Source organism: Arthrobacter sp. E1SS-5 (assembly GCF_057073715.1).
In genome coordinates this window covers 1,400,272-1,418,848 of record NZ_CP172703.1, presented here as the reverse complement: position 1 = coordinate 1,418,848, position 18,577 = coordinate 1,400,272, and the positions used below count along the sequence as shown (strand labels likewise).

At 66.6% G+C, this 18,577-nt stretch carries 15 protein-coding genes; 4 read left to right on the top strand and 11 right to left on the bottom strand.

Translation table 11 applies throughout. The features are described from left to right. Positions 1 to 467 precede the first annotated feature (467 nt). Positions 468 to 2,312 carry an HNH endonuclease signature motif containing protein gene (locus ACIGJD_RS06525; protein WP_483688817.1) on the top strand — a complete coding sequence of 615 codons (1,845 nt, stop codon included), beginning with the start codon at positions 468 to 470 and terminating at the stop codon, positions 2,310 to 2,312. 180 nt (positions 2,313 to 2,492) lie between these two features. Here the strand turns inward: ACIGJD_RS06525 and ACIGJD_RS06520 are convergent, their stop codons facing one another. The 6 genes from ACIGJD_RS06520 to tdh form a co-directional block, all read right to left on the bottom strand. Beyond that, positions 2,493 to 3,269 (bottom strand): CPBP family intramembrane glutamic endopeptidase, encoded by a 777-nt coding sequence (locus ACIGJD_RS06520; protein ID WP_483688816.1) that lies wholly within the window; start codon positions 3,267 to 3,269, stop codon positions 2,493 to 2,495. A gap of 80 nt (positions 3,270 to 3,349) precedes the next feature. Further along, on the bottom strand, positions 3,350 to 4,138 hold the full coding sequence (locus ACIGJD_RS06515) for a DeoR/GlpR family DNA-binding transcription regulator (protein ID WP_483688815.1): 789 nt from the start codon (positions 4,136 to 4,138) through the stop codon (positions 3,350 to 3,352). A 98-nt stretch (positions 4,139 to 4,236) separates the two neighbouring features. Continuing rightward, positions 4,237 to 5,448 carry an imidazolonepropionase gene (hutI, locus tag ACIGJD_RS06510; RefSeq protein ID WP_483688814.1) on the bottom strand — a complete coding sequence of 404 codons (1,212 nt, stop codon included), beginning with the start codon at positions 5,446 to 5,448 and terminating at the stop codon, positions 4,237 to 4,239. Positions 5,449 to 5,459: 11 nt separating this feature from the next. Beyond that, positions 5,460 to 6,590 (bottom strand): NAD(P)/FAD-dependent oxidoreductase, encoded by a 1,131-nt coding sequence (locus ACIGJD_RS06505; protein WP_483688813.1) that lies wholly within the window; start codon positions 6,588 to 6,590, stop codon positions 5,460 to 5,462. Positions 6,591 to 6,694: 104 nt separating this feature from the next. Further along, positions 6,695 to 7,891: a glycine C-acetyltransferase gene (locus tag ACIGJD_RS06500; RefSeq protein WP_483688812.1), complete on the bottom strand. Its 1,197-nt coding sequence runs from the start codon at positions 7,889 to 7,891 to the stop codon at positions 6,695 to 6,697. Between the two features lie 21 nt (positions 7,892 to 7,912). Then, a complete protein-coding gene (gene tdh / locus ACIGJD_RS06495) occupies positions 7,913 to 8,959 on the bottom strand; it encodes an L-threonine 3-dehydrogenase (RefSeq protein WP_483688811.1) in 1,047 nt (348 codons plus the stop codon). 130 nt (positions 8,960 to 9,089) lie between these two features. Here tdh and ACIGJD_RS06490 point away from each other — a divergent pair, with 130 nt between their 5' ends. After that, a complete protein-coding gene (locus ACIGJD_RS06490) occupies positions 9,090 to 10,001 on the top strand; it encodes a LysR family transcriptional regulator (protein WP_483688810.1) in 912 nt (303 codons plus the stop codon). Between the two features lie 61 nt (positions 10,002 to 10,062). On the opposite strand, the gene ACIGJD_RS06485 is transcribed toward ACIGJD_RS06490, so the two are convergent. The 5 genes from ACIGJD_RS06485 to ACIGJD_RS06465 all read right to left on the bottom strand — a co-directional run bounded on the left by ACIGJD_RS06485 (position 10,063) and on the right by ACIGJD_RS06465 (position 15,972). After that, positions 10,063 to 10,761, bottom strand: a complete 699-nt coding sequence (locus tag ACIGJD_RS06485; RefSeq protein ID WP_483688809.1) for a hypothetical protein — start codon at positions 10,759 to 10,761, stop codon at positions 10,063 to 10,065. 206 nt (positions 10,762 to 10,967) lie between these two features. Then, on the bottom strand, positions 10,968 to 12,476 hold the full coding sequence (gene gatB, locus ACIGJD_RS06480) for an Asp-tRNA(Asn)/Glu-tRNA(Gln) amidotransferase subunit GatB (protein ID WP_483688808.1): 1,509 nt from the start codon (positions 12,474 to 12,476) through the stop codon (positions 10,968 to 10,970). Then, positions 12,476 to 14,038: an Asp-tRNA(Asn)/Glu-tRNA(Gln) amidotransferase subunit GatA gene (gatA, locus tag ACIGJD_RS06475; protein ID WP_483688807.1), complete on the bottom strand. Its 1,563-nt coding sequence runs from the start codon at positions 14,036 to 14,038 to the stop codon at positions 12,476 to 12,478. The genes gatB and gatA overlap by 1 nt, the downstream gene beginning before the upstream one ends. A gap of 2 nt (positions 14,039 to 14,040) precedes the next feature. After that, positions 14,041 to 14,337 (bottom strand): Asp-tRNA(Asn)/Glu-tRNA(Gln) amidotransferase subunit GatC, encoded by a 297-nt coding sequence (gatC, locus tag ACIGJD_RS06470; RefSeq protein ID WP_043455998.1) that lies wholly within the window; start codon positions 14,335 to 14,337, stop codon positions 14,041 to 14,043. A gap of 147 nt (positions 14,338 to 14,484) precedes the next feature. After that, on the bottom strand, positions 14,485 to 15,972 hold the full coding sequence (locus tag ACIGJD_RS06465; RefSeq protein WP_483688806.1) for a CitMHS family transporter: 1,488 nt from the start codon (positions 15,970 to 15,972) through the stop codon (positions 14,485 to 14,487). Between the two features lie 188 nt (positions 15,973 to 16,160). Here ACIGJD_RS06465 and ACIGJD_RS06460 point away from each other — a divergent pair, with 188 nt between their 5' ends. Both ACIGJD_RS06460 and ACIGJD_RS06455 read left to right on the top strand, forming a co-directional pair. Beyond that, positions 16,161 to 17,918 carry a sensor histidine kinase gene (locus tag ACIGJD_RS06460; RefSeq protein ID WP_483688805.1) on the top strand — a complete coding sequence of 586 codons (1,758 nt, stop codon included), beginning with the start codon at positions 16,161 to 16,163 and terminating at the stop codon, positions 17,916 to 17,918. Beyond that, positions 17,911 to 18,573, top strand: a complete 663-nt coding sequence (locus tag ACIGJD_RS06455; protein ID WP_483688804.1) for a response regulator — start codon at positions 17,911 to 17,913, stop codon at positions 18,571 to 18,573. Before ACIGJD_RS06460 ends, ACIGJD_RS06455 begins: the two co-directional genes overlap by 8 nt. Positions 18,574 to 18,577 lie beyond the last annotated feature (4 nt).

Genomic DNA, 18,577 nt, shown 5'->3' with positions numbered 1-18,577 from the left:
CGCTCCAGCCCTGTTCCCTTCGGAGATGGGTGCGCCGGGTCCATGCCCGGATAATCTTCGGCCGCCATGAGGTGGTGACAACGGCGTCACCATCCCATGGCGGCCGAATTCATTTAAGTGGTACTCGCTTTTGCTGGGCCACATATAGTTCTGCGCCACACATACTCCTTTGGGCACCGTGCACTTTGGCTGCGGCATGCAACCTTCGCATCGAAACCGCACGACGGCGGCGGGCGGGCTTTGTGCTCCGGCTGGCGGGTTCCGGCGCTGCCTATGTTCCCTTTCGCGCCGCACATATTTCTGCGCCACACATATTCCTTTTCGGGACGAGTGTGAGGGGTGCGAAAAGGAACGTGCGCCGCGAAAGGTATGACGGCGGTACTAGGCTGGCGCGCCCTCAGGGGCCGGTCCATGCCGCAGGTCTGCATGACAGATTGATTGTCAGTGCCTCGAGGGATGATGTTCGTATGGGAATCAGCAGCGGTGTGGGGGCAGGTGCGGAGGGTATTCATGCCTCCGTGGGTGCCCTTGATGCCCTGGACCGTGAAGATGCTTTCCTGGCCTCCGGTATTGCTCTTGGTTCGGGGGCTGCTGTCGGTCCCGATGTTGATGTGTTGCAGCGGCGGTATGAGATCCGGCTGGAAAGGCTCGAAGTTATCGCCCGGCTGGAGGCGCGGCTGTCCGCAATGAAAGCCCGGGACGCCGCCGAGGCCATCGGGTTCCAGCAGGATCTCATACCGCCGGACGCGTCCGTCACGGACCGGACCTACGCGGAGATGTCCACGGTGGAGGAGATCGCCGGGGTCCTGACCATCAGCTCCGCCGCCGCAGGTGCGTTTCTGGAACAGTCCCGGAAGGTTTGCTCCCTGCCACCCGTCTTCGAGGCCCTGGCCGCCGGCGGCATGTCCTGGCAGCACGCAAAGGTCATCGCGGACGAAACCGAAGGCCTCCACCCGGCCGGTGCTGCCGCCCTGGTGGCGCACTTCTTCGACCCCGACGCACCCCACCCCGCCCGCGGGGCAGCCCCTGGCGAACTCGTCCCCTCCCGCTTCCGCGCCAAGGTCCGTGGCTGGCGTGAACGCCACCACCCCGAAACCATCGAAAAACGCCACGCCAAAGGTTTTGCTGACCGGCGGATGGAATACACTCCGGACAAGGACGGCATGGCCCGGGTCACGCTCTACCTCCCCGGCGACACCGCCTGCGCCATCTGGAACCGCACCACCGCCACCGCCCGCGGCCTCCAAGGCCCCAACGAACCACGCACCATCACCCAACTCCGCCCCGACATCGCAGCATCACTCCTCCTCAGCACCGGCAACGCCATGGAGACCAACCGCAACACCACCGCCGCAGCAACAGAGCCGGTCAGCAACGACGAAGGAACCGGTAAGGACGACGGAACCGGCACCGCTGCCGGTTCGCGGCCCATCCGGGAAATCGGGAAAGTCCCCACGCCGCGGGCTGATGTCCTGGTCATGGTGCCGGTACTCTCGCTGCTCGGGGCGACCGATGAGCCGGCAGTACTTGACGGACTCGGCCCCATCCCCGCGTCAATGGCCCGGAAACTCGTCGCCGACGAGGCGGAGTCCTTCTACCGCGTCCTCGTCGACCCCCGCGACGGGGCACCGCTGGAAATCGGCCGCAAGAACTACCGGCTGACGGAGACCATCAAACGCTGGATCAGGATGCGCGACGCCAAATGCACCTTCCCCGGCTGCACCAACCGCACCCCGGACAACGAAACCGACCACCTCCGAGCCTGGGAACACGGCGGCACCACCGGCACCACCAACCTGGCCCAACTCTGCCCCAAACACCACCGGCTCAAACACCACAGCCAATGGACACCAGGCCCGGCCACCAACAATGAACCACCCGGCTGGACCTCACCCACCGGCCGCCACTACCAACCCGAACACCCCCACCCCGAACCAACACTTTTACCACCGGGAATCCTGCATGCGGAAGCTATCGCGGGTGCCATGGCCGTGGATCCTCCGAGCGGTTCCAGGGTCCCTGATCCCGGCGTGGAATCAAGTGCAGCTGGTTCATCGGATGCCGGGGCTCAACTCGATGCCGCAGCTGAAATGGAGCCTGCCGGAAACGCGGAGGATATCCAGTGGCAGCAACTGCTGGAGGACATGCCGGACTGGCCCGACCCGCCACCTGAAGAACCACCCGGCAAGTATCTGCTCGATCCGAGCGAACTGCCCGTATCAGACCCACTGTGGGAGGACTTCTACGCGCAGCCGTTTGTTCTGCCGGCTGACCCGCAAGCGGATTCCTGGTTGCAGCTGTCGCAGATGTGAAAGCAGCAACGCCTTCTCCCAGCAGTTCACTGTCCGGGAATCGGGCAGGATGTCTGGCGAGAGGTGCGGCAAAGGCGGCGCCGGGGGGCTTACGGCCCGCCGAGCAGGCGCAACGCAGGTTAGATGAGCCATCCCTGCGGACAGCGGCCCCATCTGAAGTTGCGGCGCTAGCCCAACCTGCTAACCCAACCCAACGGCCTTGCCGAAGAGGCTGAACCCAACGAACGCCACGATGTCCAGCAGGGCATGGGCGATCACCAGTGGCATGACTCGCCGTGTCCGGGTGTACAGCCAGGCGAACACGATTCCCATCACCACGTTGCCGAAAAACGGCCCGAAGCCTTGGTACAAGTGGTAGCTGCCGCGGAGCACCGAGCTCACGGCGATGGCCAGCGGCATGCTCCAGCCGAACTTGCCAAAGCGGTCCAGGAGGTAACCCACCACAATGACTTCCTCGAGCACCGCGTGGCGGATGGCGGACAGGATGAGGACGGGAACGGTCCACCAGTAGGCATCGAGAGCGCTGGGAATGATGGCCGTGGTGATGCCCAAGGCCCGGCCGGCCGCATAGAGCCCCAGTGAAGGTATACCGATCAGTGCAGCCAGTCCCAGGCCCTGCAGCAGGTCGCGGCCGGGCCGGGCGAAGTTGAACCCCAGTTTCTGGAATGCGGAGCGTGAACCGGCTTCACCCGGCACCGCCTGGCGCTGGTCGGTGAGGAAGTAGAGGACCAGCAGCACCGGCACCAGCGCAAAGATGATGTCCAGCAGCTGGTAGGTCAGGTCGAAGTACTCCCGCGTGCTCTGCGAGCGGTTCAGGGTGGACGTTCCCTCGGCCAGGGGCGCCCGGGTCATCTTGTCGAGCAGTTGCACCACGGAATAGACAGCCGACTGGCCCAGGGACAGGCCCAGGACGATCCAGACTTCGAGCCGCAGGCGACGGCGGGAGGGAACCAGCATGTTCCCATCTTGCCTTCAGTTTCTGGATCCGGCCTGATGAAACTGCCGAAGCAACCACCTACCGCCAGAACTCGGCCGAATCAGGCGGGCGCGACGATCACTTCCGTGCCATTGGCCTCGAACGCAGCCTTGTCGCGGGGCGAAATCCCGCTGTCAGTAATCAGCCGGGTGAAGTTGTAGCCGTCCATGGTGGCGAAGGCACGCACTCCTACCTTGGAGGAATCCGCGATGACATAGGATACGCGGGCGCGGGATGCCAGAAGGGCGTTGACGGAAGCCTCCCCCTCGCCCGTGTTGGTGGGCCCAACCTCAGGATCGATGCCGTTGACGCCGATAAAAGCGATGTCCAGCACCACCTTCTGCATGATGATGTCCGTGTAAGGCCCCACCAGTTCGTAGGAGCGCGGGTTGAGGATCCCGCCCGTGACCATCACCTTAATGTTGGGCCGCACCGCCAACTGGCCCGCGATGTTGATCGCATTCGTCACCACGGTAAGGGTGGGCTGGTTGGAGGGTGCGTTGAGGTCCTCCCGCGTAGCCAGGATCTGCGCAAGCGCCGTGCTGGTGGTGCCTCCGCAAAGACCAATCACCGCGCCGGGACGGATCAAGGCAGAGGCGCATTGCGCGATCTGTTCCTTGGCCTCGGCATGATCGTCCCGGTTGTAGCGGCCAGGCAGGTCGTAGGCCAAGGCGCCTGTGGTCGCCCCGCCCCGCGTCCTCGTCAAAAGCCGGCGCTTGGCAAGGCTGTCCAGATCGCGGCGGGCAGTGGCCGGGGAAACATTGAGGGTACTGACTATCTCGTCAACCTCCACTTGGCCGCTCTTGGCCAGCAGGTCGAGAATCGCCGTAAGCCGGTCAGTGCGCGTCATGCAAGGGGGCCTTTCGATCAAGCAGCCATCAAAACCGATGACGTTTTCTGATTCTAACCTACGGCGTATGATCAGAAACAAGCATATCGGTACTGTTGCTACCGCTCCCTGGCTCCGGCCCGCCAAACAGCGTACGTCAAGGGCATGCCCGGGCGGTAAGCGAGGTGCGTGGCGGAAGGCGCGTTCAGCAGGTGCAGGTCAGCACGGTGCCCAACGGCGATCGACCCCACGGCGCGTTCACCGTCCGCATCCCGCCCGGTCTCCTTGTGCAACGACAGGGCTCCGCCGTAGGTGGCGGCCCGGACTGCCTCATGCACGCTCAGCCGCATTTGGAGGACGGCAGTGGTCACGCAGAACGCCATGGAACTGGTGTAGGACGTGCCCGGATTGCAGTTGGAGGCAAGCGCCACCTGCACCCCGGCATCGAGAAGCTCGCGGGCAGGAGCCAGCGACTGGCGGGTAGAGAGGTCGCACGCAGGAAGGCAGGTCGCCACGGTGCCACGCTGGCCCGTGCCGCTCTCAGGGTCCCAGAGCGACCAGGAAGCAGCGAGGGCCTTCACGTCCTGCTCCGCCAGGTAGTTCACGTGGTCCACACTTGCCGCTCCCAGCTCCACGGCGAGCTGAACCCCCGGCCCCTCACCCAACTGGTTGCCGTGCACCCGCAGGCCAAGGCCCGCATCGCGGCAGGCCAGCAGCACCCGGCGGGATTGTTCGGCGGTGAACGCACCCTCTTCGCAGAAGACGTCGGCCCACTGGACGTATGGACGGACGGCGTCGAGCATCGGTCCGCACACCAGGTCGGTGTATTCGTCCGGATCCTGGCCTGCGGGGACCAGGTGGGCGCCGAGGTAGGTCACCTGGTCCGCCACCGTGGAAGCGATACGGGCGCTGCGGGCCTCATTCTCCACATCCAGGCCGTAGCCGGTTTTGGTTTCAAGGTACGTGGTCCCCTGCGAGACGGCCTCGGCGACCCGACCCATGGCCAGCCGGGTGAGGTCGAAATCGGAGGTGGCGCGCGTGGCGTCCATGGTGACGGCAATGCCACCGGCCGCGTAGGCCTCCCCCGCCATCCGGGCCTCGAACTCTGCAGTGCGGTCCCCGGCAAACAGCAGGTGGCTGTGCGAGTCCACCCACCCTGGCAGCATGGCCCGGCCTCCGGCGTCGACGGCGTCATCCGCTGCGGGTGCGTCGGCTGCGGCGCCGATCCACGAGATCCGTTCCCCCTCGATGACTACCGCCGCATCCTTCAGGACCCGGTGCTCAAGGTCCTGCGTCATCAGCTCGGCAATATTGGTGATCAGGGTACTCATTGCACCATTCTTCAACGCCGGATGGACCAGCGCGTGGCCGCCAGGGCCTGCGCTGTCCGGGATGCCGGACCGTCGGCGGTGCCACTAAGGGAAGCAGTACCTCCGGACGGGTCCTGCCCGGCCAGGATCTGGGCCGCCGCGAATTCCGCCAGGGCTGCCGAGGTTTGGAACCCATAGCCGCCCTGCCCTGCAAGCCAATAGAAGCCTGCCGCTTCGGCATCGAACCCCGCTACCGGAATTCCATCTGCCGCTTCGGTGCGCAGCCCGGTCCAGGCCCGGCGAACTGCCGTTATGCCCAGGCTGGTGAAGGCGTTGAGCTTCTCCACCAGGCGTTCCACATCTCCGGGCCGCGGGCGTGCATCCTCGGGGCCGCTGGGAACGGTCTCTGACGGCGAAACCAGCACGTCCCGGCCGTCAGGACGGAAATAAAACGTGTTGTCGGCCGCCGCCACCATCGGAGTGGCGGCCGGAAGGGGGCGTTCGACGGCGGCAATCGCCGCAGTGCGCCGGTACGGCTGCAGGCCCAGCTTTTCCACGCCGCTGAGCACCGCGAGCTCGTCCGCCCATGCTCCGGCGGCGTTGACCAGCACACCCACCTCGAACCCCTCAGCGCCGGCCCCAACCTGCCATCCGGATCCCAGCCGTTGCGCCGAGTAGACACGGGCTCCGGTGACGATGTCTGCGCCGGCGGCGAGCGCCCGCTTACGGTGTTCTTCCAGAAGCAGGGGGGCGTTGCAGCCAAAGGACCCGGTATCAAGTCCTGCGGCGGCAAAGGTTCCAGGCTTCAGGGCCGGGCACAGTTCCAGGGCGTGGTCCACGGTAATGGGTTGCATGTGGCCGCTGGCTTCCGCGGCCACTTCCGCCTCGGGACCGATCAGCATGAAGCTGCGCGGCGTCAGGACCGGTTCCGGGAGCTCGGTGTCCCTCGCCGCGAGCAGCTCAAGGGTCCGGACAGTGAGTTCCTGGACCACCGGCGGTCCGTAGCTGGGGATCAGCTGCCGGGCCGAGCGGGAGGACGTGTGGTACGCCAGCTCCTGCTCCGCCTCCACCAGCACAACACTGCAGCGGCCCGCCAGCGCGGACGCCAGGGAGAGGCCGGCAATGCCCCCGCCCACAATCAGGACATCGTAACGAGCTGCCATTGATCACTCCTGTCCGCGTCGTTGGGTCCTCACAAAGCTTATTCCTGTCGGCTCTCCTGCCTGCCGGCTGTTCGCCGGAACCGCCGGGCTCTCCGAAACTCCTGTCAGGCTGCCGCCTCGGCGCGGGCGGCGACGAAGGCACCAACGCACGCTTCGACGTCGTCCGCTGAATGCGCGGCTGAAAGCTGCACCCGGATCCTTGCGGCACCGCGCGGAACCACGGGGAAGCTGAAGGCGGTGACGAAGACGCCGTGCTGCAGCATCCGGTCGGCCACCTTGGCGGCCATCACGGCGTCACCGAACATCACCGGGACGATGGCGTGCTCACCGGGGAGCAGGTCGAAGCCCTCCTCGGTCATCCGGCGGCGGAACAGCTCGGCGTTCTCGAACAGCCGGCGCCGCAGGTCATGGGAGTTTTCCACCAGGTCCAGCGCCTTGAGGGTGGCGGCAACGATGGCGGGGGCCAGGGAGTTGGAGAACAGGTAGGGCCGTGCTTTTTGGCGGAGCATGGCGACGATCTCCCTGCGGCCGGACACGTAACCGCCGGAGGCCCCGCCCAGGGCCTTGCCGAAGGTTCCTGTGTAAATGTCCACGCGGTCACTGACGCCGGCGTGTTCCGGGGTACCGGCACCGGTGGCACCCATGAAGCCCACGGCGTGGGAGTCATCCACCATCACCAGGGCGCCGTACTTGTCGGCGAGGTCGCAGATGGCCTCAAGCGGTGCAAGGTAGCCGTCCATGGAGAACACACCATCAGTGACGATGATCTTCCGCCGGGCGTCCTTGGCTTCCACCAGCTTGGCTTCGAGGTCGGCCATGTCCTGGTTGGCGTACCGGTACCGCTGGGCCTTGCACAGGCGGATGCCGTCGATGATGGACGCGTGGTTCAGGGCATCGGAGATAACGGCGTCCTCGGCCCCAAAGAGGGACTCGAACACCCCGCCGTTGGCGTCAAAGCAGCTGGAGAACAGGATGGTGTCTTCGGTGCCGAGGAACTTGGAGACCCTGGCTTCCAGCTCCAGGTGCAGGTCCTGGGTGCCGCAGATGAATCGGACGCTGGCCATCCCGAAACCGCGCTCATCCATGGCGGCCTTGGCGGTGCTGATGATGTCCGGGTGGTCCGCCAGGCCCAGGTAGTTGTTGGCGCAGAAGTTCAGCACGTCGGCACCCGGGCCGCCGATCTGCCCCGCGGTGATGTGGCTGGACTGCGGCGAGCTGATACTGCGTTCGGTCTTGTAAAGCCCGGCCGTGCGGATTTCTTCCAGCTCGTCGCGGAGCTGGTCCTTCATGGAGGTGTACATCGGATTCCTTACCGTCGGGTCTTAGAGTCGGGTCCAGTCGAGGACAACTTTGCCGCCCACGCCGCTGCGGGCAATCTCAAAGCCCTTTTCCCAGTCCGTTGCGGGCAGCGTGTCCGTGACCACGGCGGAAATCCCGGCGTGGAGGACCGGATTGGAAGAGAGCATGGCGCTCATGGCGTACCAGGTTTCGTACATCTCTCGGCCATAGATGCCCTTGAGCGTGAGCATGTGGGTGACCACCTTGGCCCAGTCGATGGTGATCTCCTGGCTGGGCAGTCCCAGCATGGCGATCCGGCCACCGTGGTTCATATTGTCGATCATCTCAGGCAGCGCGGAGGGATGGCCGGACATTTCCATTCCGACGTCGAAGCCTTCGCGCATGCCCAGCTCTCGTTGGGCGTCGCGCACCCGGGTGGTGGAGACGTCGATGGCAAGGTCAGCCCCGAGCTGCCGGGCCAGGTCCAGCCGCGGCCTCGACACGTCCGTGATGGCAATCTTGCGCGCACCTGCGTGGCGGGCGACGGCGATCGCCATGAGTCCGATGGGTCCGGCGCCGGTGATAAGGACGTCCTCGCCAACGAGCGGGAAGCTCAGCGCCGTGTGGGTGGCGTTGCCGAACGGGTCGAAGATTGCCCCCAGCTCCGGCGTGACAGAGGGGTCGTGGTGGACCCACACGTTGGTTTCCGGGATCACGACGTACTCGGCGAAGGCTCCGTCGCGCTGGACACCCACGCTGACCGTGTGGATGCACATCTGCCGGCGGCCTGCACGGCAGTTACGGCAGATACCGCACACCACATGGCCTTCGCCCGAGACCCGGTCGCCCACCTTGACCTCGCGGACGTCCTCGCCCACCTCCACCACTTCGCCATAGAACTCATGACCGGCAATCAGGGGAGCTTCAATGATTCCCTGCGCCCAGGAATCCCAGGACTGGATGTGCAGGTCCGTGCCGCAGATGCCGGTGGTCATGACCCGGATCTTCACGTCCGCCGGACCGGCCTCTGGTTCAGGCCGCTCGACGAGCTCGAAACCGGCGTGCGGGCCGGCCTTGTACAGGGCCTTCATTGGCATCCTTACTGATTGGGGTTCACGTTTGCGGGGTATGTCATCCCCATTGAAGCCCTGCTGAAGCGTTAGCACAACAGGATTTTTCTCAATCAACGATGTAGCAGTAGCTAATGAATAGACTGGAGCCATGGAGGTTCATCAGCTTGAAATCCTGCGGGAACTGGGTGCCCTTGGCAGCGTGAAAGCGGTGGCCGATACCCTCATGGTCACCCCCTCGGCAGTGTCGCAGCAACTGGCCCACCTGCAGCGCAGCGTGGAGGTGCCGCTGACGCGCAAGGAGGGCCGGAACCTGGTACTGACCGAAGCCGGCCAGGTACTCGCCGACGCAGGTGCCGCCGTCGTCAGCGCAATGGCCGAGGCACGCGGCGCCCTGGGCACCTATCACGGCTCTCCCGCCGGCCGGGTGACGGTCAGCGGCTTCCACAGCGCCGGCCAGGCCTTGTTCGCACCGCTGGCGCGGATGCTCGACAAGCCGGAGCATCCGCGGATTGAGCTGTCCGACGAGGACGTTGCCCAGCAGGACTTTCCGGCGCTCACTGCCCGCTATGACCTGGTGCTGGCACACCGCATGGACCATAGCCCGCGCTGGCCGGCGGAACGCGTTGCTGTAATCCCGCTGGCACACGAGCCCCTGGACGTGGCATTGCCCGCCGGCCACCCACTGGCCCAACAGGACACCGTGACAGCGGACGACGTCGGCGCCGAGGCCTGGGTGACCAGCCACCCCGGCTACTCCCCCGCCGATGTCCTTGCCGCCGTCGCCGCGGTCTGCAGCCGGGAACCGAATATCGTCCACCGGATCAACGACTACTCCACCGTGGCGGCACTGGTGGCCACGGGCGGCGTGGTGGGCCTGCTCCCCCGGTACACGGCCGGGCCCGTCCTGAACCCGGACATCGTGCTGCGCCCGCTGGCGGGGATCAGCACCCGGCGCAGGATTGACCTGCTGGCCCGGCCGGAGAACCTGAAGCGGCGGGCCGTGGTGATGGTTTGCGAGGCGCTGGAGGACATCATGGCAGGCCTGATACGCCAGGGCTGAGCAGCGCTAAGCGGTAAGGGGGTCCGCCCCGGACGACGGGCATTCCCGGAATCTGCCGGAGTTACGCTCCCTGGTCATCATTGCCGTTGTCCTGGTTCTTTCCTTTGCCATGCCCAAGTCCGGGTGCGTGTTTTAGTCCGGGTGCGTTTTCCAAACCGCGTCCCAGCCCAAGGCCGGGCCTGTCACCGATGCCCTTCACGATCCGCTTGGCGGTGGCTGTGTCTCCGTCCTTCACGCCCGCAATGCGGACCGTGTCTCCTGCCGCGATGTCCGCGATGGTTCCGTCCGTCGGCTTAAGCCGCTTGCCGTCGTCGGACTTTCCTCCGGGACTGGGCGTTGCACCGGGGCCGGGCGTTGCGCCTGGGCTGGCTGCCGGAGGAATCCTGGTGATCTTCGTGTCGCCGTTGACGGTGTAGGTCTGGGTGAAGCCGTCCTCGCTCTTGACCGTGACGGCCGAGCCGCTGACCGATTCCACTGTTCCCCGCTGTTCCAGGACGGTCTGGAAGGTGCCGTCGGCGTTCTTGACCACCTCCTCGCCATGGAGGGGCTGGGAATGCTGGACCTTCTTGTCCTGCCTGTTTTGCTGCCCGGGCGCCTCGCCCGAATGGCCTGGGGCGGATTGTGGTGCCGATTGTGACCGCGACGGTGTGGGCGCGCCGGTGGCAGACCAGGCAAGGGCAGCCCCCGTCCCGGTCATCGCCAGGGCCACCGCCCCGGCAAGCGCCGCCTTGCGCACCCGCATTGGTTCCCGGACCACCATGGCTGTTCCTCCCGCACACTCACGCCGCAGCTTCACGCCCGGGGCATCAGCGCCCCGTGGCCTTCAGTGTAAGTGCGGCGGTGCACGCTCAACCACGGGTACTTTCAGGACGAGCCACCTGAGTACTTAAAGCGCAACTGGGTCGCAGTTGTTGTCGTTATGAGGGCTCACAACGACAACAACTGCGACCCAGTTGGGTGGACCTGCTAGACGGTGACGCCCAGCTTCTCCAGGATCAGTTCGCGGACGCGGGCTGCGTCGGCCTGCCCGCGGGTGGCCTTCATGACCCCGCCCACGATCGCGCCGATGGCCTGTACCTTGCCGCCGCGGATTTTGTCCGCGACGTCGGGCTGGGCGGCGAGTGCGGCGTCGATGGCTTCCAGGAGGGGGCCATCGTCGGACACCACGGCGAGGCCGCGCTTCTCGACAATCTCTTCAGGGGTGCCTTCGCCGGCGAGCACGCCGTCCAGCACCTGGGAGGCCATCTTGTTGTTGATCTTGCCGGCTTCCACCATGCGGCTCAGCTCCACCACGGTGGCGGGCTGGACGCCCAGCTGGCCTGGGTCAACATCGGCGGCCTTGGCGCGGCCCACGATCTCGCCCATCCACCACTTGCGGGCGACGGAGGCGGAAGCGCCGGCGGCAATGGTTTCCTCGATCTCGTCCAGGACGCCGGCGTTCACCACGTCACGGAACTCGAGGTCCGAGTAGCCCCAGTCGGCCTTGAGCCGCTTGCGGCGCTCGGCGGGCGGCTCGGGCAGGGTGGCGCGCAACTCTTCCACCCATTCCCGGGAGGCGACAACGGGGACCAGGTCCGGTTCCGGGAAGTAGCGGTAGTCGTCGGCGTCGGACTTGGCGCGGCCGGAGGTGGTGGTCCGGGTGTCCTCGTGCCAGTGCCGGGTCTCCTGGATGACCGGCTCGCCGGAGTCCAGGACGGCGGCGTGGCGCTGGATCTCGTAGCGGACGGCGTGTTCGACGGCGCGCAGCGAGTTCACGTTCTTGGTTTCGGACCGGATGCCGAACCGTTCGCGGCCGTGCGGGCGCAGGGATACGTTGGCGTCGCAGCGGACGTTGCCTCGTTCCATGCGGGCATCCGAGACGCCCAGGTTCTTCACGATCTCGCGGACGGCCGCCACGTAGGCCTTGGCCAGTTCGGGAGCCCGGGAGCCGGCGCCCTCGATCGGCTTGGTGACGATTTCCACCAGCGGCACGCCGGCGCGGTTGTAGTCCACCAGGGAGAAGTCGGCTCCCTGGATGCGGCCCGTGGCGCCGCCCATGTGCGTCAGCTTGCCGGCATCCTCTTCCATGTGGGCGCGCTCGATCTCGACCCGGAACACGGTGCCGTCCTCGAGTTCGATGTCCAGGTAGCCGTCGTAGGCGATGGGCTCGTCGTACTGCGAGGTCTGGAAGTTCTTGGGGGTGTCCGGGTAGAAGTACTGCTTCCGGGCGAACCGGCAGGATTCGGCGATCTTGCAGTTGAGCGCGAGGCCGATCTTGATGGAGGACTCGATGGCCGTCCGGTTCACCACCGGCAGGACGCCCGGCATGCCCAGGTCAACTTCGTTGACGTTGGTGTTCGGCTCGTCACCGAAGACGTTGGGCGCGGAGGAGAACATCTTGGTCTTGGTGTTCAGCTCCACGTGGACCTCGAACCCCAGGACGGGATCGTACTTCTCCATGGCCTCTTCGAAGCTCAGGATTTCGTCAGTGCTCATTATTTTGCCTCCTGGGTTTCGAGGGTTTCAGCAGCGGCAAGGTCGGGAGCCTGGGCCAGCAGCGGGCCGCCCCACTTCGCTTCGAGCAGCGATTCCAGGACCGCGCCAACCCGGTACAAGCGGGCGTCCTCGCGGGCCGGGGCCAGCAGCTGGATGCCGACGGGCAGCCCGTCCTCATCCGCCAGGCCGCCCGGCAGCGACAGGCCGGGCACGCCGGCCAGGTTCGCCGGGATGGTGGCGACGTCGTTGAGGTACATGGCCAGCGGATCGTCCAGCTTTTCGCCGAGCGGGAAGGCCGTGGTGGGGGCGGTGGGCGAGATCAGGACGTCAGCCTGCGCGAACGCGGCCTCGAAGTCCCGCTGCACCAGGGTGCGTACCTTCTGCGCGGAGCCGTAGTAGGCGTCGTAATAGCCGGCGGACAGGGCGTAGGTGCCCAGGATGATGCGCCGCTTGACCTCGTCGCCGAAGCCGGCGGCGCGGGTGGCACCCATGACGCGTTCAATCGTCATGGGGCCCTCTTCGGGGAGGACGCGCAGGCCGTACCGGACGCCGTCGAACTTGGCCAGGTTGGAGGAGGCCTCGGACGGCATGATCAGGTAGTAGGCGCCCAGGGCGTACTGGAAGTTGGGGCAGGAGACCTCCACGATCTCCGCGCCGGCTTCCTTGAGCAGCTCAAGGGCGTCATTGAAGCGGTTTTCGACGCCGGCCTGGTAGCCCTCGCCGTGCAGTTCCTTGATGATGCCGATCCGCAGGCCCTCCACATTGCCGGTCTTCGCGGCGGCAACGAGGTCCGCCAGCGGTTCGGGCAGGGAGGTGGAGTCGCGGGGATCGTGGCCGCCGATGACCTGGTGCAGCAGGGCGGAGTCCAGCACGGTGCGGGTGACGGGGCCGATCTGGTCCAGGGAGGAGGCCATGGCGATGGCGCCATAGCGGGAGACGCTGCCGTAGGTGGGCTTCACGCCGACGGTGCCGGTGACGGCGCCGGGTTGGCGGATGGAGCCGCCGGTGTCCGTGCCCAGGGCCAGGGGTGCCTCGAAGGCGGCGACGGCGGCAGCGGACCCGCCGCCTGACCCGCCGGGGATCCGGTCCAGATCCCAGGGGTTGCGGGTGGGCCCGTAGGCCGAGTGCTCGGTGGAGGAGCCCATGGCGAATTCGTCCAGGTTGGTCTTGCCCAGGATGGGCATCTTGGCGGCACGCAGGCGCTCCACCACGGTGGCGTCGTACGGGCTGTGCCAGCCCTCGAGGATCTTCGAGCCGGCCGTGGTGGGCTGGCCGATGGTGACGATCAGGTCCTTGACGGCGATGGGGACGCCGGCCAGGTAGTGCAGGGCCTCGGCGTCGGCACCGCCGGCGGCGCGGATGGCGTCCACCTCGGCGGCAACGGCGAGCGCTTCCTCGCCGTTGGTGTGCAGGAAGGCGTTGACCTTGCCGTCGACGGCGGCGATGCGGTCCAGGTGGGCCTGCGTTACCTCGACGGCGGTGACCTCGCCGGCGCGGAGTTTCTCCGCCAGCTGCGCGGCGGACAAGCGGATCAGGGTGTCAGCGGTGTTCTGTTCAGTCATGGTTATGCCTCATCCAGGATGGCCGGGACCTTGAAACGGTTGTCATCGGAATCCGGGGCGCCGGAGAGTGCCTGTTCCGCCGTGAAGGTGTGCCCCACGACGTCCTCGCGGAATACGTTGGTGAGCGGAATGGGGTGCGAGGTGGCCGGAACATCGTCCCCGGCGGCCTCGCTGACGGACTTGACCGAATCGACGATGACGGCGAGCTCGCCGGCCATCCTGTCCAGCTCTTCGGCACTCATCTCGATGTGAGCGAGCCGCGCGAGATGCGCGACGTCGTCACGGTTGATCGCAGCCATGGATCTCCCCTGCAAAGTTCGAATTGTTTTCCGATCCAGTCTAGTCGGGGAAACGCAGATGCCCGTCTGACATCCCCCAGCGGGCGTCAGACGGGCACCTTCGATGCCCGGCCGTGTCACGGGGACAGGTGCGCGGGCAGCTACAGACTAACCGATACCGATGGCTCCAGTCAGCATGCCGACTCCAAGCATCACCAGGGAGATCACGGCAGTGCGCCACAGGACCTTTTTGTGGTGGTCGCCCAGGTCAACCTTGGCCAGTGAGACCAGCAGCAGGATGGCCGGAACCAGCGGGCTCTGCAGGTGGAACGGCTGGCCGGTGATGGAGGCGCGGGCCATGTCAGCGGCGCCCACTCCGTAGTGGGCTGCCGTTTCGCTGAGGACCGGAAGGACACCGAAGTAGAACGCGTCGTTGCTCATGAAGAACGTCATGGGGATGCTGAGCACACCGGTGATGACGGCCATGAAGGGGCCCATGGAGGACGGGATGATCTGGACCAGCCACGCGGACATCGCTTCCACCATGCCGGTGCCCTTGAGGACACCGGTGAGGACGGCGGCGGCCATCACCATGCTGACCACGGCCACGATGGACGGTGCGTGCGCAATCAGCTGGGCACCCTGGTCCTTGACCTTGGGGAAGTTGACCAGGAGGGCGATCGCGGCGCCCACCATGAACACGAACGGCAGCGGGATGACGTTCATGACCAGCACCACCATGACGGCGACCGTCAGGGCCAGGTTGAACCAGAACAGCTTGGGGCGCAGGGTGCTGCGGTTGGGATCGAGCGCAGTGTCCGCCATGGCCGAGTCGCGTTCGTCCACCAGGGTCTCGGTGCGTTCCAGTACCGCCACGGAGGATCCTGCCGGTGAGCCGTCGACGGCGGGGGCTGCTCCGCCGGGGTTGCCGCCCTTGCGTCCGGCGCCGGTTCCGGAAGCGCCGGCACCGGACGCACCTGCGGGAGTGCCGCCGTCGAACTCTTCAGCGGTGTCCGGCACGCCCCAGATCTCGGGGGCGGTGGCGCGGAGGCGGTTGCGTTCCTGCAGTCCGAGCAGCCAGGCGAAGGCGAGGACCACCACCAGGCCGGCCACGAGGGACGGGACCATGGGGACGAAGACGTCGTTGACGTCGATTTTCAGGGCGGTGGCAGCACGGGCGGTGGGGCCGCCCCAGGGGAGGATGTTCATGGTGCCGTTGGCCAGGCCGGCGACGCAGGTGAGGACCACGGGGCTCATCTTGAGGCGCAGGTAAACGGGCAGCATGGCCGCGGTGGTGAGGATGAAGGTGGTGGACCCGTCACCGTCCAGGGACACTGCGGCGGCCAGGATGGCGGTGCCCAGGACAACCTTGGCGGGGTCGTTGCCCAGCTTGCGGAGGATGAACTTCACCAGCGGGTCAAAGAGCCCGACGTCGATCATCAGGCCAAAGTAGATGATGGCGAACATCAGCAGGGCCGCGGTGGAGGTCATGGACTTCATGGAGTCCATCACCATGTCGCCGATGCCCAGGCCGGCGCCGGCGAAAAGGCCAAAAACAGTAGGGACGATGATCAACGCCAGCACTGGCGTCAACTTCTTCGTCATGATCAGCACCATGAAAACAGCGATCATGGCGAATCCAAGTATTACCAGCACAGCCGGCTCCTTCTTGTGAACAGCACCACAGCGTTGTGATGCGTGCTACAGACTGTAGGGTGGCGGCCGTCACGGCAGTGCCTTTGGCTGAATTGATTGGCATACTGCTTATTGGGAGCATTTTGCTCATTGTGCTCACCACGTTTTCGTACTGAAAACCACCAACCCACGCCCGTCAAGGAGGATGAATGCAGCGACCCGCGCCCCGGCCGCCGCTGCGGTTTTCCACCCAGACTTTGCTGCTGCAGCTGGCCGTGGTGCTGCTGGTGGTGCTGCTCAGCGCCGCCATGCACGCCTGGCTGACGTACGACCGGGTGGGCAGCGATGCGGAGAACCAGGCGCTGACGCTGGCCCGGACGGTCGCCTCCGATCCGGAGGTGCGCGCCAATGTGCTGGCCATCAGTGAACAGCCCGGCACTCCCCCGCCGTCCGAGCTCCTGGCCGGCCCGCTCCAGTCCTCCGCCGAGGCAGCGCGGACCCGGACCGGGGCGCTGTTCGTGGTGATCACTGACGAAACAGGCATCCGGCTGGCCCACCCCGACCCCCAGCGGCTTGGCGAGAAGGTGAGCACGGATCCGTCCGAAGCGCTGTCCGGGCAGGAGATCACCACCCGGAACACGGGCACCCTGGGGCCCTCCGCAGGGGCAAAGGTTCCGGTCTACGCGCCGGGCACCACCACGGTGGTGGGCGAGGTGAGCGTGGGCTACTCCATGGAAACGGTGGCCCAAAGCGTGGCCCGCGATATCGGGCCGGTGGCCCTGACGGCAGCCGGGGCCTTGCTGGCCGGTGTGCTGGGGTCCTTCCTGCTGCGGCACCGGCTGCAGCGGCTCACGCTGGGGCTGGAACCGGAAGAGATCAGCACGCTGGTGCACGACCAGGTGGCGGTGCTGCAGGGCGTGGACGACGGCGTCATCGGTGTCAGTGCCGACGGCCGGGTCAGCGTGTTCAACGCCGCCGCGCAGCGCCTGCTGGAACTGCCCGACCTGTCCGGCAGGCAGTGGGAGGACGCTCCGGTGCCGGACCAGCTGAAGTCGCTGACCCGGCCGGCGTCTGCAACTGCCGGTCCTGGCGTTTCCACCGCCGCGGGTGCCACGCCGGATGCCCTGGAACTGGTGGCCGGCGGGCGCGTCCTTGTGGTGAACGCCCGCAAGGCGCTGCACCGCCGCGAGGACCTGGGCTGGGTGATCATGCTGCGCGACCGCACGGAACTGCAGGAGCTCACGCGGCAGCTGGACGCCGTCGGGACCATGTCCACGGCACTGCGCGCCCAGCGGCACGAGTTCGCCAACCAGCTGCACACCCTTGCAGGTTTCCTGGGCATCGGGCAGCACCAGGAAGCACGCGACTACCTGGCCACGCTGGCGGCCACGGGCCCGCTGAAGTTCCCGGTGGACCAGGCTGAACTGCTCCAGGACCCGTATCTGCAGGCGTTCGTCGGCGCCAAGGGCGTGGAGGCGGATGAACGAGGGGTTGCGCTGCGCATCGGCCCGGAGACCCTGGTCCGTGGGCAAGTCACGGAGGCCCAGGACGTCACGACGGTGCTGGGCAACCTGATCGACAACGCGGTTAACGCCGCCGTGGCGGGGTCATCCGCGGACCGCTGGGTTGAGCTTGAGGTGCTGGACGAGCCGGACGACGACGGCGGCACGCTGCACGTTGTGGTGGCGGACTCGGGTGACGGGCTGGCAGAGGGCACGGAGGCGGAGCACGTCTTTGCGGAGGGTTTCACCACCTCCGCCGGTCCCGTCCGCGCCGGCGGCGGGCAGGGCTTCGGGCTGGCTTTGGCGCGCCAGCTGGCACGCCGCCGCGGTGGTGATGTGAAGGTGCTGGAACGCGGGGCCAAGGGCGGGCCGGGTGCCGTCTTCATGGCCACCCTTCCGCACACCACGGCAGGCAACCTTGCCGACAGTAATCTGGGGGCAGCCGGAAAGGATGGGAATGGCTGACGATTTTCGGGTCCTGATTGTGGACGACGACTTCCATGTGGCCAAGCTGCACGCCGCCTATGTGGATTCGGTGGCGGGCTTCCTTGCCCTGGCACCGGTGGGCACGGCGTCGCTGGCGCTGCAGACCATCCACAGCCTGCGGCCGGACCTTGTGCTGCTGGACGTCTACCTTCCGGATGCCTCCGGTGTGGACCTGCTCCAGCAGTTGGATGTGGACACGATCATCCTCAGCGCTGCCTCGGACGCCGCGTCCGTCCGGGTGGCGTTCCGACGCGGTGCCCTGGGGTACCTGCTCAAGCCTTTCACGTCGGAGTCGCTCTCCCAGCAGTTGCGCTCCTACGCCCGGTACCGGCGCCTCCTGGGCCAGCCGGGCGCGCTGGACCAGGACGCCGTGGAGCGTGCGAAACGTGCGCTGATTCCGGGAGACGTCACGCCGTCGTCGAAACCCCGCTCGGCAACCGAGGCGGCGGTGCTGGAATCCCTGGCCCCGGGCGAACAGTACTCTGCCGCCGAAGTGGCCTCCCGCGTGGGCGTCTCGCGCGCCACCGCCCAGCGCTACCTGTCTTCACTGGCCGACGACGGCGCGGTGGACATCCAGCTCCGCTACGGCACCACCGGCAGGCCGGAGCACCGCTACGGCCTGCCGGCCCGGTAGGGCA

Coding starts and splice junctions, on each gene's coding strand:
- ACIGJD_RS06525 (WP_483688817.1), top strand. CDS start 468: ATGGGAATCAGCAGCGGTGTGGGGGCAGGTGCGGAGGGTATTCATGCC.
- ACIGJD_RS06520 (WP_483688816.1), bottom strand. CDS start 3,269: ATGCTGGTTCCCTCCCGCCGTCGCCTGCGGCTCGAAGTCTGGATCGTC.
- ACIGJD_RS06515 (WP_483688815.1), bottom strand. CDS start 4,138: ATGACGCGCACTGACCGGCTTACGGCGATTCTCGACCTGCTGGCCAAG.
- hutI (WP_483688814.1), bottom strand. CDS start 5,448: ATGAGTACCCTGATCACCAATATTGCCGAGCTGATGACGCAGGACCTT.
- ACIGJD_RS06505 (WP_483688813.1), bottom strand. CDS start 6,590: ATGGCAGCTCGTTACGATGTCCTGATTGTGGGCGGGGGCATTGCCGGC.
- ACIGJD_RS06500 (WP_483688812.1), bottom strand. CDS start 7,891: ATGTACACCTCCATGAAGGACCAGCTCCGCGACGAGCTGGAAGAAATC.
- tdh (WP_483688811.1), bottom strand. CDS start 8,959: ATGAAGGCCCTGTACAAGGCCGGCCCGCACGCCGGTTTCGAGCTCGTC.
- ACIGJD_RS06490 (WP_483688810.1), top strand. CDS start 9,090: ATGGAGGTTCATCAGCTTGAAATCCTGCGGGAACTGGGTGCCCTTGGC.
- ACIGJD_RS06485 (WP_483688809.1), bottom strand. CDS start 10,761: ATGGTGGTCCGGGAACCAATGCGGGTGCGCAAGGCGGCGCTTGCCGGG.
- gatB (WP_483688808.1), bottom strand. CDS start 12,476: ATGAGCACTGACGAAATCCTGAGCTTCGAAGAGGCCATGGAGAAGTAC.
- gatA (WP_483688807.1), bottom strand. CDS start 14,038: ATGACTGAACAGAACACCGCTGACACCCTGATCCGCTTGTCCGCCGCG.
- gatC (WP_043455998.1), bottom strand. CDS start 14,337: ATGGCTGCGATCAACCGTGACGACGTCGCGCATCTCGCGCGGCTCGCT.
- ACIGJD_RS06460 (WP_483688805.1), top strand. CDS start 16,161: ATGCAGCGACCCGCGCCCCGGCCGCCGCTGCGGTTTTCCACCCAGACT.
- ACIGJD_RS06455 (WP_483688804.1), top strand. CDS start 17,911: ATGGCTGACGATTTTCGGGTCCTGATTGTGGACGACGACTTCCATGTG.